Raw genomic sequence first — 12125 nt, 5'->3', positions numbered from 1 at the left:
GATTGTTGCCGACCAGACTTCCCGGCGCACCGCGCCCCATCTTAGAGGAGGACGGCCGCGCGGACCCGCCCAGGTCGGCCTACGGTGGTGTGACGTGCGAGGCGACGAGACCGGAGGAGGGTCGCATGACCGAGGTCGTGCTGTTCCATCATGTCCAGGGGCTGACCGTCGGGGTGCAGGCGTTCGCGGACCGGCTGCGTGCCGGCGGGCACGTGGTGCACACCCCCGACCTCTTCGACGGAGCGAGACCCGCCACCGTCGAGGAGGGCGTCGCGCTCGTCCGGGACGTCGGTGACGCGGTCCTCGGTGAGCGCACCGCCCAGGTGCTCGCCGGGCTCCCGGAACGGTTGGTGGTCGCCGGGATCTCGTGGGGTGCGAGCGTGGCGCAGGAGCTCGCGCAGACGCGACCAGGCGTCGGCGGCGCTCTGCTGTACGAGGCGTGCCTGCCTGTGACGGGGGAGTGGGCGATCGGCCCGTGGCCGGCCGGCGTGCCGGTGCAGGTGCACGGGATGCAGGACGACCCGTTCTTCGGGCTCGAGGGCGACGTCGACGCAGCGCGGGAGCTCGTCGAGAGCGTCGGACCGGACGTGGCGGAGCTGTTCGTCTACCCGGGTGACCAGCACCTGTTCACGGACAGCTCGCTCCCGTCCTTCGACGCGGACGCGACCACCCTCGTGGTGCAGCGCTCGCTGGAGCTCCTCCACCGGGTGGCATGAGCGTCGCGGGTCTCGTGCTCGCCGCCGGCGGCGGCCGACGGATGGGCCGGCCCAAGGCGCTGCTCGACACCGACGGCGAGAGCTGGCTGGAGCTCGCCGTCTCGGTGCTCGAGAGCGCCGGCTGCGGTCCCGTCCTCGTCACGCTCGGCGCTGAGGCGGACGCCGCGCGCCCCCTCGTACCACCCGCGGCCTCCGTCGTCGAGGTGACGGCCTGGGAGAGCGGCATGGGGGAGTCGTTGCGGCAAGGGCTTGACGCCGTCGGTCGTCTCGTGCCGGACGCCGACGCGGTCGTCGTGACGCTCGTCGACCTGCCCCGGCTGCGCGCGGGCGCCGTCGCGCGCGTCGTCGACGCAGGCGGAGCCCGCGGTGCGCGCCGGACCGCGCTGGTGCAGGCGCACTACGACGGCCGCCCCGGTCACCCCGTCCTCATCGGCCGCGAGCACTGGGCTCCGCTGCGGGACACGCTCCACGGCGACGCCGGTGCCCGCGGATACCTCCGGGCCCACGCGGCCCTCGCGGTCGACTGTACGGACCTGGGCGGGGGCGACGACGTCGACACTCGTGAATAATCCACGCATGGCTTCCTCCCGCTTCCCCTCCACGGTCGACGACGTGACCGTCCGCCTCGTCGCTGCCGTCGTCCTCGTCGTCGGGCTCGTTGCCCTCCTCACGCAGCAGTGGTGGCTCTACGCCGTCCTCGCCGTCGACTTCACGGTCCGCGCCGCCGTCGGGCCGCGGTGGAGTCCTGTCGCGCGCCTGGTCCAGCGCTGGGTCCGGCCGCGGGTGCGGGCGCTGCCGGTGCCCACCGCCGGTGCGCCCAAGCGCTTCGCCGCGACGATCGGTGCGGTGCTCACCGCCGCCGCGACGGCCCTGTGGATCGTGTCGCTCGTCACCGGGTCCGAGGGCGCGATCACGGCTGTCGTCGTCATCGGCGTCGTCATGGTCGTCTTCCCGGCCCTCGAGTCGATCCTCGGCTTCTGCGTCGGCTGTGCGCTCTTCGCCGGTCTCATGCGGATCGGGCTCGTGCCCGAGGAGGTCTGCCTCGACTGTGCGGACATCTCACGCCGACTGGCGAAGCCGGTTGGTGCGACCCAGGAGACTCAGCAGGCTCAGCAGACCCCGGCGGCCCGGGGATGAGTGCCGTCGAGCAGGTCACGGACGCTCTCGCCTATCACGCCGAGGGCCCGGTGTGGTCGGAGACCTGGGGTGGCTTGCGGTGGGTCGACATGCTCGCGGGCGACATCCTCACGCTCCGGGACAACGGCACCGTCGACCGGCTCCACGTCGGTGACGTCGCCGCGTTCGTCCGCCCGCGCACGCGCGGCGGATATGTCGTCGGTGTCGAGCGCGGGATCGCCCTGGCGGACTCGCCGGACGCCGTCCCGACGCCGTCGCCCGAGATGTGGAGCGACCCGGGCGTGCGCATGAACGAGGGCGGGTGCGACCCGTCGGGCGCGCTCTACTGCGGTTCCATGGGCTACGAGAAGACCGAGGGTGCGGCGTCGCTCTACCGGATCGCCCCCGACGGCGAGGTGAGCGTGGTCCTCGACGACGTGACGATCTCCAACGGCATCGACTTCTCCCCGGACGGGCGCCTCGCCTACTACAACGACACGCCGACGGGCCGGACGGACGTGTTCGACGTCGTCGACGGTGTGCTGAGCGGACGTCGCCCGTTCCGGCCGGCCGGCGACGCGCACCCCGACGGACTGACGGTCGACTCGGCCGGGAACGTCTGGGTCGCGCTCAACCACGGCTCGCGGGTGCGGTGCTGGTCGCCTGCCGGCGAGGTCCTCGCCGAGATCGAGCTCCCCGTGCGGCTCGTCACCGCCTGCACGCTCGGCGGCCCGGACCTGCGTGACCTCTACATCACGACGTCGAGGGAGAACCTCGACGACCCCGAGCCGGAGGCGGGTGCGCTCTTCCGCGTACGGGTCGAGGTCCCGGGCAAGCCGGTCCTGCCGTACGCGGGCTAGGGCAGGCGCGGCCGGTCCTCAGTGGCCGTCGCCGAGCTTCCCCGCGAGGCGGGAGTGGCGCTCGGCGCTCTTCTCGTCGAGCCCGACGATCGTCACGGTCTTGCCCTTGCGGGCGTACTTCGTGGTGATGGCGTCGAGCGTCGCGACGGTGGAGGCGTCCCAGATCTGCGCGCCGGACATGTCGATGACGATGTTCTTCGGGTCGCCCGCGTAGTCGAACTGGTACACGAGGTCGTTGGACGAGGCGAAGAACAGGGCGCCGGTGACGGCGTAGACGCGCTGGTCGTCGTCGTCCGAGGCGTCCAGGCGGGTGACCTCGGTGAGGTGCGCGACGCGCCGGGCGAAGAGCAGCGTGGCGACGATGACGCCGACGATGACGCCGATCGCGAGGTTGTGGGTGGCCACGACGACGGCGACGGTCGTGACCATGACGGTCGTCTCGCTCTTGGGCATGCGGCGCAGGGTGTCGATGCGGACCGAGTGCCAGTCGAAGGTGCCGACGGACACCATGACCATGACGGCGACGAGAGCCGCCATCGGCATGATCGCCACGACGTCGCCGAGGCCCACCACGAGACCCAGCAGGAAGACCCCGGCGAGGAACGTCGAGATGCGGGTGCGCGCGCCGGAGGCCTTGACGTTGATCATCGTCTGGCCGATCATCGCGCAACCGCCCATGCCGCCGAAGAAGCCGGTGATGATGTTCGCGGCGCCCTGGCCCCAGGCTTCGCGGCCCTTGTTCGAGTGGGTGTCGGTGACGTCGTCGACGAGCTTGGCGGTCATGAGGGACTCGAGCAGCCCGACGAGGGCCATCGCGATCGCGTAAGGAGCGATGATCTCCAGCGTCTCGAGGGTGAGCGGCACGTCGGGGAAGAGGAGCGACGGGAGGGACTCGGGCAGCTCGCCCTCGTCGCCGACGGTCGGCACGTTGACGGCGAAGGTCACGGTGACGATGGTGAGGAGGACGATCGCGACGAGCGGTGCGGGCACGACGGTCGTCAGGCGCGGGAGATAGACGAGGATCGCGATGCCCACGACGACGAGCGGGTAGACGAGCATCGGGACGTCGATCAGGTGCGGGATCTGGGCGAGGAAGATGAGGATCGCCAGGGCGTTGACGAACCCGACCATGACGGAGCGCGGGATGAACCGCATGAGCTTCGCCACGCCGACGACGCCGAGCACGACCTGGAAGATGCCGGCGAGGATGACGGTGGCGATGAAGTAGTCGATGCCGTGGTCGCGAGCGACCGGCGCGATGACGAGGGCGACGGCTCCGGTCGCGGCGGAGATCATCGCCGGGCGACCGCCGAGGAACGCGATCGAGACCGCCATCGTGAAGGAGGCGAAGAGTCCCAGGCGGGGGTCGACGCCCGCGATGATCGAGAAGGAGATGGCCTCGGGGATGAGTGCGAGGGCCACGACGAGGCCGGCGAGGACCTCCGTCTTGAGACGCTTGGGGGAGCGGAGCGCAGCCATGACGGAGTGGACCTCGTCGGCCTCGGGTGGTGAGACGTGCACGGGCGGAGCAGTGGACATGGGGACTCCCGTTCTGGGTGAGGCGAGGGATGAGGGGCGAGGGGCCGCGAGTGCACGCGCCGCGCTCGACCTCGGCAAACCCTACCCTAACGTGAGGGTAGAGTTGTGGGCATGTCTGAGACGCACATGCACATCGGCGCGGTCGCGGAGCGCACGGGGCTCTCCCTGCGGACCTTGCGCCACTACGACGAGATCGGCCTCGTGTCGCCGTCGATGCGCTCCGAGGGCGGCTTCCGTCTCTACTCCGAGAGCGACCTGTCCCGGCTGCTCCTCGTGCGCCGCATGAAGCCGCTCGGCTTCGCCCTCGAGGAGATGGCCGACCTCCTCGACGTCATGGATCAGATGGCCGGGGACGCGGAGCCGTCTGTCGAGGTGCGCGCTCGCCTCGCGACGTTCGTCGCCTCCGCGCACGAGCGGCGGAGCGAGCTCGCGCGGACGCTCGACATGGCCGACGAGTTCATCGGTCTCCTCGACGAGCGGTCGCCGTCCGACCTGTCCGGCTAGACGAAGCCTGCTGCGCCGAGGGTGAGGAGGTGGTCGGCGACCTCGACGCCGAGCAGGCGGGCCTCGTCGAGGGAGTTGAGCGTCACCTCGGTCGAGGCGTGGTGGGTGAGGTGCTCGCTTCCGTCGGGTCGGGCGACGATCACCTGGAGCGTGAGGACGTCGTCGACGACGCGTGCGTAGGTGCCGACGGGTGCGGCGCAGCCGGCCTCGAGCCGGGCGAGGAGCGCGCGCTCGGCCGCGACGGCGAGGTGGGTGCCGGCGTCGTCGAGCTCGGCGAAGGCGGTGTGGAGGCTCGCGGCGGCGTCGGGTGCGAGGTCGGCGGTGCGGCACTCGACGGCGAGGGCGCCCTGCCCCGGGGCCGGGGCCATGACCGCCATGTCGATGAGCTCGGTGATGGCGCCTGAGCGCCCCATCCGGTTGAGCCCCGCGGCGGCGAGCACGACGGCGTCGAGGTCACCGGCGGCGGTCGTCCCGGTCGCCGCTGCGACGCGGCCGAGGCGGGTGTCGACGTTGCCGCGGATGTCGAGGATCTCGAGGTCGGGTCGGACGAGGCGCAGCTGCGCGGCGCGGCGCGGCGAACCGGTGCCCACCGTCGCTCCGTGCGGCAGGTCGGCGAGCCGGAGGCCGTCGCGGGAGCACAGGGCGTCGCGCGGGTCCTCGCGGACCGGGGTCACGTAGGTGAGCCCCTCGACGTCCGCCGTCGGGAGGTCTTTGAGGGAGTGGACGGCGACGTCGCAGCGACGGTCGAGGAGTGCCTCACGCAGTGCGGTGACGAACACGCCCGTGCCGCCCATCTGGGACAACGACCCGGTGAGGACGTCGCCGTGGGTCTTGATGCGGACGATCTCGACGTCTCGCCCGGTGAGCTCCCGCAGCTGGTCGGCCACCATGCCGGTCTGGGTGAGTGCCAGCGTGCTGGCTCGGGTACCGATGCGCAGGGCGGGTGTGCTGGCCACGACGTCACGTGTCCTCTCAGGTCTGTTTCATCGAAAGTAGCACGAATGAAAGATGTCCGATCAGGGCGTTTGTCCGACGTTCTGACAACTGGTCATCTACGCAGGAGAAATAAATCCCATCAATGTGATGTCGACGACTCCTCGTCATGTTCCTCGTGAATTCGAGTGACCTGCGTCGCACTCATTTGTGCGTGCGGGACCACCGCCGCGAGACCCGTGCCCGCGACCCACGCCCCCGTGAGAGCGAGGCCGTCGAGCTGCGCCACCTCGGCGAGCAGGGCGGCGACCTGTACGCGGTGCTCGGGCGTCGGCGGCGGCAGCGCGTCGTCCCAGCGCGTGACCAGCGAGGACACCACGTCCGAGCGATCGAGCGAGACCCCGTAGAGCGCGTGGACGTCGCGCAGCGCCTGGTCGACGAGGGCGTCGTCGGAGGTCGGCACGGTCTCGTCGCCGCCCCGCCCGTAGCTGAGGCGCACCACGTGGTGCCCCGCCCCGAAGGCGTCGGTCACCGCTGTCCGCAGCCACGGCCACTTGGCCGTCGCGTGGGTCGACGCCTTGGCGACCGCGGTCGAGCCGGGGGCCACGAGGATCCCCGTCCCGCGCGGCGCACCGTCGAGCGCCGGGGTGCGCAGGAGCAACGTGACGAGGCGGATGTCGGTGCCGCGCGGAAGGACGACGGTCGTGCCGGCGGTCCTCTCGGCCCCAGCCCCTGCGCCGCTCTCGGGGCCACCGGTCCCCGCGTCGCGACCGAGGATCCGCAGTGCGTCCTGCCCGGTCGTCGCGACGACGACGCGTCGCGTCCTCAGGAGCTCGCCGGCCGTCGTGCGGACCACCCACGTGGCGGCCCCGTCGCCCGCCCGCACGACGGACTCGACGCCCACCCCTGTCCGCACGTCGCCGTGAGCCCGCACCGCGTCCTCGAGGGCGGCGACGAGCCGGTTCATCCCGCCCGCGATCCCGCGCACCGCGGAACCGGCGGGAGCCTGCGACCGCAGCGCCCGGACTGCCGCGGTGAGAGACCCGGTGCGCTCGAACGCCGCGAGCAGGCCGGGCGCGACCGCATCGACGGAGAGCAGCGAGGGGTCGCTCGAGTGCACGCCGCCGGCGACCGGGGTGACGAGCCGGTCGAGCACCCGGGACCCGAGGCGCGAGCGGACGAAGGTCGCGAGGTTCGTCGTGTCGGCCCACCGGCGGGGCAGCACGGTGTCCGCGGCAGCACGGAGAGCACCGAGCACGCCCACGGCCCGCCGGGTGTCCGCGGCCCACGGGTGGCCCGGGATCCCGAGGACTCCCGCGGCGGGCAGCGGGAAGACACCCGCCGGTCCGCCGGCCCAGGCGCTGAGACCGCTCGGCTCCACGGTCTCGAGGCCCAGCGCGGCGACGAGCTCCGCGACCGGACGGCTGCGCACGGCGAAGGACTCGGCGCCGACGTCGACCGCCACCGACCGTCCGCCGGCGTCCAGCACCCCCGGCACGAGGTAGCCGCCGCACCGGGCCGACGCCTCGAGCACGAGCGGTCGCAGCCCCTGCTGCACGAGGGCGAACGCTGCGGTGAGGCCCGCGACACCGCCGCCCACGACGATCGCGTCAGGAGTGCCGGGCGCTGTCTCGAGCGCCGCGTCCGTCGATCCCGGGCCGCTCCCCAGCCCGCTCATCAGGCGAGGGAGTGGACGAGCTCGACGATCCGGGTGAGGACCGTCGGGTCCGTCTCGGGCGGGACGCCGTGACCGAGGTTGACCACGTGGGCGGGAGCCGACCGTCCGCGCTCGACGACGTCGCGGACGTGGGCCTCGAGGACCGGCCACGGCGCGCCGAGGTAGGCGGGGTCGATGTTCCCCTGGAGCGGCGTCGTGCCGCCGAGGAGCGTGCTCGCCTCGTCGAGCGGTGTGCGGTAGTCGACGCCGATGACGTCCGCCCCCACAGCCCGCATGGCGGGCAGGAGGTGGGCGGTGCCGGTGCCGAAGTGGACCACCGAGACCGGCAGGTCGTGCACGTTGGACAGGGCGCGCGCGGACGACGGGGCGACGTGCGCCTCGTAGTCCGCGAGGCTCAGGCTCCCGGCCCACGAGTCGAAGAGCTGGGTGGCGCTCGCGCCGGCGAGGACCTGCCCGCGCAGGAACCGGCCGGTGACGTCCGCGGCCCAGGTCGTCAGACGGGACCACGACTCGGGGTCGGCGTGCATCATCGTGCGGGCCGCGAGGTGGTCGCGGGACGGGCGCCCCTCGACCATGTAGGCGGCGAGCGTGAACGGTGCGCCGGCGAAGCCGATGAGCGGTGTGCCCCCGAGCTGGTCGACGGTGAGCGCGACCGCCTCGCGGACCGGGGCCATGGCCTCGTCCGTGAGCTCCTTCTCGACGAGCCTGTCGACGTCCTGCGGTGTGCGGACCGCGGCGCCGAGGACGGGACCCACACCGGGCGCGATGTCGACGTCGACCCCCGCGAGACGCAGGGGCACGACGATGTCCGAGAAGAAGATCCCGGCGTCCACCCCGTGCCGGCGGACCGGCTGGAGTGTGATCTCGCTCGCAAGATCGGGCCTCAGGCAGGACTCCAGCATGCCCACGCCCTGGCGCAGGTCGCGGTACTCGGGGAGGGACCGACCGGCTTGTCGCATAAACCAGATCGGCGTGATCCCGGGGCGTTCGCCCCTAAAGGCCTGGACCAGCGGGGCATTTGTGGTGCGGCCGTCGGTGAGCGGGTGGGTGCTGGGGAGATTCACCCCTCGATTCTGCCTTTCCAACCCGGAAATGATTAAATCGAACCGCTGTGGTTCTCATGTCGATGACCGCCAGCCACCACGAGCTTGACCTCGAGGCGCTCGAGCAGCTGTCCAACGGCGCGCACTCGATGGGTAAGTCGGCCGTGCAGGCTTGCGAGATGATCACCGGTGCCGTCGTGCTCGCGACGTGCAACCGGTTCGAGCTGTACCTGGATGTCGCCGACCCGCCCAGCACCTTCCCGGCGGTGACCGAGCGCGACCTCCAGCACGCGGCGCTCGAGATCGCCCACCTCATCGCCGAGAAGTCCGGCGCGAGCCGGGAGGCCGCCCGGTCGGCGTTCACCGTCCGCAGCGGCCCCGACGTCGCCGCACACCTCTTCTCCGTCGCCGCCGGCCTCGACTCGATGGTCGTCGGAGAGCGCGAGATCGCCGGCCAGGTGCGGCGGGCCCTCGACGCCGCGCACGTCGAGCGCACCACGAGCTCGCGGCTGGAACGTCTCTTCCAGCGTGCGTCGCGCACGTCGAAGCGGATCAGCCACGAGACGCACCTCGGCGCCGACGGCCGGTCGGTCGTGTCCGTGGGGCTCGACCTCGCCGAGCCGAGCATCCCGCCGTGGCGCCAGACGAGCGCCGTCATCGTCGGGACGGGTGCCTACGCGGGTGCCAGCATCGCCGCCCTCCGCTCGCGCGGCTGCACCGACATCTCCGTGTACTCAGCCTCCGGCCGCGCGCCTCAGTTCGCCGCCGACCGCGGCGTCACCGCAGTCTCCGACCTCGTCGAGGCGCTCGAGGCAGCCGACCTCGTGGTCTCGTGCAGCGGAGCCGGCGGACGTCGCGCCGGGGCGCACGCTCTCGAGCCCGCCGCGCAGCTCATGGAGGAGCGCCCCGCACCCCGTCCCGCGCCGAGCCCCGCCGGCCCGCACGCGGTGACGCTCGCCGGTGACGCGACCGACCCGCACGCCAGCGCGTCGACCGACTCGTCGGTCCTCGACTACGTCCTGCAGAGTGCCGCCGTGGTCACCGCGCGCGAGCGGGCGAGCGAGCGAGCGGGGGAGGAAGGGCCGCAGCGCCCCCTCGTCGTCCTCGACCTCGCCCTCCACCACGACGTCGACCCGCGCGTCGGCGACATCGACAACGTGCTGCTCATGGACCTCGCGACGATCCGCGCGCACGCACCGTCCACCTCGTCGGAGCCCGTGCTCAAGGCACGGGCGATCGTGCGCGACGCGGTCGAGGACTACACGGACCGCGAGGCCGTGCGCTCGGCGGACAAGGTCGTCGTCGCCCTGCGCACGCGGATCGAGGCCGAGCTCGAGGCCGAGCTCGAACGCTCGGCGCGCGACTTCTCGACGCCCGCAGACGTCGAGGCGCACGCGCGCTCGTTGCGGCGGCTCGCGGGTGCGCTCCTCCACCGGGGCATCGTCCGTATCCGCGAGGCGGCCCGCAGCGGAGAGCCGCTCGACGAGATCGTCGCCGACCTCACCGATCCCGACTCCGCGCTGGACGGCGAGGTCCAGGACGCCACGGTCCTCTCCCTCACCGATCGCCAGGCGACGCAGGGCGGCACGCGCGCGGGCTGACCGCGATCAGCACCGTGGTCCGGACAGCCCACCTTCTCGGACAGCACCGTGGGCCGCACACGGTCGTCGTGTGCGGCCCACGGTCGGGTCCTACCTGTGGTGCGGGTGTGGCACCGGTTCAGTCCCGGCTGACGCGGGTGTCGACCCCTTCGAGCAGGGTCTGCACCTCCTGTGCTGTCGTCGCGGCCCTCAGCTGGGCGACCTGCTGCGGGTCGACGAAGATCTGTGCCATCTTCGCGAGCACCTCGAGGTGGTCGTTGCCCATGCCTGCGATACCGACGACGAACTCGGTCGGCTTGCCGTCCCAGCTGACGCCCTCGGGGTAGCGGACGAAGGAGATCGCCGTGCGGCGCACGAGGCCCTTGGCCTCGTTGGTGCCGTGGGGGATCGCCAGGCCGCTGCCCATGTGGGTCGACACGGACCGTTCGCGGTCGTGCATCGAGTCCACGTAGGCGCTCGGCACCGCTCCGGTGGAGACGAGGAGCTGTCCGGCTTCGGAGATCGCCTCGTCCCGGGTGGTGGCCTGCCCGGCGAGGACGATCGACTCCAGGGCGAGGACGGATGTGCCGGTCGGTGCGGGGTGCTCGGCTGCGTGCGCGCCGGCCGGGGCCGCTGCCCCGTTGGTCCGCTGGAGGAGCTCCACGACCTCGTCGTAGCGTGGGCTGGACATGAAGTTGTCCACCGAGACGTGCACCGCGCTGGGTGTCCGCTGCTCGGCGCGCTCGGTGAGGTCCTGGTGGGTGACGACGAGGTCGTAGGTGTCCGTGAGGCTGGAGATGGCCTTGTTGACGACCGTGACGTCCTCGAAGCCGGCAGCGCGGACCTTCTTGCGGAGCACGGAGGCCCCCATGGCGGAGGAACCCATGCCGGCGTCGCACGCGAAGACGATGCTGCTGATGGTGCCCGTGCGGGTGGCTGCACCGTTCGCGCCGAGCAGCGCGGAGGAGGCGACCGAGCGCTTGCCCTTCATCGACTCCATGTCTGCCGTAGCGCCCGCGAGGTCGTCCGAGTCGGACTTGTCGAGCTTGAGCAGCACCGACGCGACCGCGAACGTCACCGCGGCGGAGAAGACGACGGACAGGATGACGCCGACGAGGCTGCTGACCGGCGACTGGATGATCACGGCGATGATCGAGCCGGGTGCGGCCGGGGCACGCAACCCGGAGCTGAAGACGAGGTTGGTCGCCACGCCCGTCATGCCGCCGGCGATGACGGCGAGGATGAGCTTCGGCTTCATGAGCACGTACGGGAAGTAGATCTCGTGGATGCCACCGACGAACTGGATGAGGATGGCGCCAGGAGCGGAGGCCCGTGCCAGGCCGGTGCCGAAGACGGCGAACGCGAGGAGCAGGCCGAGGCCCGGGCCGGGGTTCGCCTCGATGAGGAAGAGGATCGACTGGCCCTCGGTGGCGGCCTCGTTGGTGCCCAGCGGCGTGAACACGCCGTGGTTGATCGCGTTGTTGAGGAAGAGGATCTTGGCGGGCTCGACGAAGATCGACGTGAGCGGCAGGAGGCTGTTCTCGACGAGGAAGTCGACGACCTTCTCGGCGGCCGCGGAGAAGGCGGAGACGAAGGGGCCGGCGACGACGAAGCCGACGATCGCGAGGAGCATGCCCCAGATCCCGGCCGAGAAGTTGTTGATGAGCATCTCGAAGCCGGGACGGATCTTGTGCTCCCAGAGGGCGTCGAGCCGCTTCATCGACCAGCCGCCGAGGGGGCCCATGACCATGGCGCCGAGGAACATCGGCACGTCGGCCCCGGTGATGGCGCCCATCGTGGCGATGGCGCCGACGACGCCACCGCGGACGGTGTCGTCGTACATCATCCGGCCGCCCGTGTAGCCGATGAGGATCGGCAGCAGGTAGGTGATCGACGGGCCGACGATGCCGGTCCCGTCGGCGCCGGCGCCCCAGCCGCCGAAGTGCTCGACGAAGCCGTAGCCGCCGTCGTAGCCGACCCAGCCGCCGATGAGCGTGATCCACCCGACCTCGATGAAGAGGGCGGTGATGAGCCCCCATGCGATGAACGCGGCGATGTTGGGCAGCACCATGTTGGACAGAGCTGTCCCGAGCTTCTGCACAGCGACGCGCAGGCCCCCCCGAGCCGGGCGCGCATCGGTGTTTGTTGACATATCT

11 protein-coding genes are annotated in these 12125 nt (G+C 71.8%); 6 read left to right on the top strand and 5 right to left on the bottom strand.

Annotation, left to right across the window (positions count from 1 at the left end):
• Positions 1 to 89 precede the first annotated feature (89 nt).
• The 4 genes from ABKW26_RS00845 to ABKW26_RS00830 are packed head-to-tail and all read left to right on the top strand — an operon-like array spanning position 90 to position 2692.
• Positions 90 to 716, top strand: coding sequence for an alpha/beta fold hydrolase (locus ABKW26_RS00845; RefSeq protein ID WP_348590502.1), 627 nt, complete (start codon positions 90 to 92; stop codon positions 714 to 716).
• Complete coding sequence (locus ABKW26_RS00840; protein WP_348590501.1) at positions 713 to 1285, top strand: nucleotidyltransferase family protein; 573 nt, start codon at positions 713 to 715, stop codon at positions 1283 to 1285. Before ABKW26_RS00845 ends, ABKW26_RS00840 begins: the two co-directional genes overlap by 4 nt.
• A gap of 7 nt (positions 1286 to 1292) precedes the next feature.
• On the top strand, positions 1293 to 1853 hold the full coding sequence (locus ABKW26_RS00835) for a DUF4395 domain-containing protein (protein WP_348590500.1): 561 nt from the start codon (positions 1293 to 1295) through the stop codon (positions 1851 to 1853).
• Complete coding sequence (locus tag ABKW26_RS00830) at positions 1850 to 2692, top strand: SMP-30/gluconolactonase/LRE family protein (RefSeq protein ID WP_348590499.1); 843 nt, start codon at positions 1850 to 1852, stop codon at positions 2690 to 2692. Before ABKW26_RS00835 ends, ABKW26_RS00830 begins: the two co-directional genes overlap by 4 nt.
• Positions 2693 to 2710: 18 nt before the next feature.
• Here ABKW26_RS00830 and ABKW26_RS00825 read toward each other — a convergent pair whose 3' ends face one another.
• A complete protein-coding gene (locus ABKW26_RS00825; protein ID WP_348590498.1) occupies positions 2711 to 4231 on the bottom strand; it encodes a SulP family inorganic anion transporter in 1521 nt (506 codons plus the stop codon).
• Between the two features lie 111 nt (positions 4232 to 4342).
• On the opposite strand from ABKW26_RS00825, the gene ABKW26_RS00820 reads away from it, so the two are divergent.
• Positions 4343 to 4735, top strand: coding sequence for a MerR family transcriptional regulator (locus ABKW26_RS00820; protein WP_348590497.1), 393 nt, complete (start codon positions 4343 to 4345; stop codon positions 4733 to 4735).
• Here ABKW26_RS00820 and hemC read toward each other — a convergent pair.
• The 3 genes from hemC to hemE form a co-directional block, all read right to left on the bottom strand.
• On the bottom strand, positions 4732 to 5691 hold the full coding sequence (hemC, locus tag ABKW26_RS00815) for a hydroxymethylbilane synthase (RefSeq protein ID WP_348590495.1): 960 nt from the start codon (positions 5689 to 5691) through the stop codon (positions 4732 to 4734). The two genes, ABKW26_RS00820 and hemC, sit on opposite strands and share 4 nt — an antisense overlap.
• A 119-nt stretch (positions 5692 to 5810) precedes the next feature.
• A complete protein-coding gene (locus tag ABKW26_RS00810; protein ID WP_348590494.1) occupies positions 5811 to 7346 on the bottom strand; it encodes an FAD-dependent oxidoreductase in 1536 nt (511 codons plus the stop codon).
• Positions 7346 to 8410 carry a uroporphyrinogen decarboxylase gene (gene hemE / locus ABKW26_RS00805; RefSeq protein WP_348590493.1) on the bottom strand — a complete coding sequence of 355 codons (1065 nt, stop codon included), beginning with the start codon at positions 8408 to 8410 and terminating at the stop codon, positions 7346 to 7348. Before hemE ends, ABKW26_RS00810 begins: the two co-directional genes overlap by 1 nt.
• A 56-nt stretch (positions 8411 to 8466) precedes the next feature.
• Between hemE and ABKW26_RS00800 the strand changes: the two genes are divergently transcribed.
• Positions 8467 to 9990, top strand: coding sequence for a glutamyl-tRNA reductase (locus tag ABKW26_RS00800; protein WP_348590492.1), 1524 nt, complete (start codon positions 8467 to 8469; stop codon positions 9988 to 9990).
• Between the two features lie 118 nt (positions 9991 to 10108).
• Here ABKW26_RS00800 and ABKW26_RS00795 read toward each other — a convergent pair whose 3' ends face one another.
• Positions 10109 to 12121, bottom strand: coding sequence for a PTS mannitol transporter subunit IICBA (locus tag ABKW26_RS00795; RefSeq protein ID WP_348590491.1), 2013 nt, complete (start codon positions 12119 to 12121; stop codon positions 10109 to 10111).
• Positions 12122 to 12125 lie beyond the last annotated feature (4 nt).

It is taken from the genome of Sanguibacter sp. 25GB23B1, from assembly GCF_040012415.1.
GTDB lineage: Bacteria > Actinomycetota > Actinomycetes > Actinomycetales > Cellulomonadaceae > Sanguibacter.
Note: the sequence above shows the minus strand (reverse complement) of the source record. Positions and strands in the feature narration are given on the sequence as shown.

Coding starts and splice junctions, on each gene's coding strand:
- ABKW26_RS00840 (WP_348590501.1), top strand. CDS start 713: ATGAGCGTCGCGGGTCTCGTGCTCGCCGCCGGCGGCGGCCGACGGATG.
- ABKW26_RS00835 (WP_348590500.1), top strand. CDS start 1,293: ATGGCTTCCTCCCGCTTCCCCTCCACGGTCGACGACGTGACCGTCCGC.
- ABKW26_RS00830 (WP_348590499.1), top strand. CDS start 1,850: ATGAGTGCCGTCGAGCAGGTCACGGACGCTCTCGCCTATCACGCCGAG.
- ABKW26_RS00825 (WP_348590498.1), bottom strand. CDS start 4,231: ATGTCCACTGCTCCGCCCGTGCACGTCTCACCACCCGAGGCCGACGAG.
- ABKW26_RS00820 (WP_348590497.1), top strand. CDS start 4,343: ATGTCTGAGACGCACATGCACATCGGCGCGGTCGCGGAGCGCACGGGG.
- ABKW26_RS00810 (WP_348590494.1), bottom strand. CDS start 7,346: ATGAGCGGGCTGGGGAGCGGCCCGGGATCGACGGACGCGGCGCTCGAG.
- ABKW26_RS00800 (WP_348590492.1), top strand. CDS start 8,467: ATGTCGATGACCGCCAGCCACCACGAGCTTGACCTCGAGGCGCTCGAG.
- ABKW26_RS00795 (WP_348590491.1), bottom strand. CDS start 12,121: ATGTCAACAAACACCGATGCGCGCCCGGCTCGGGGGGGCCTGCGCGTC.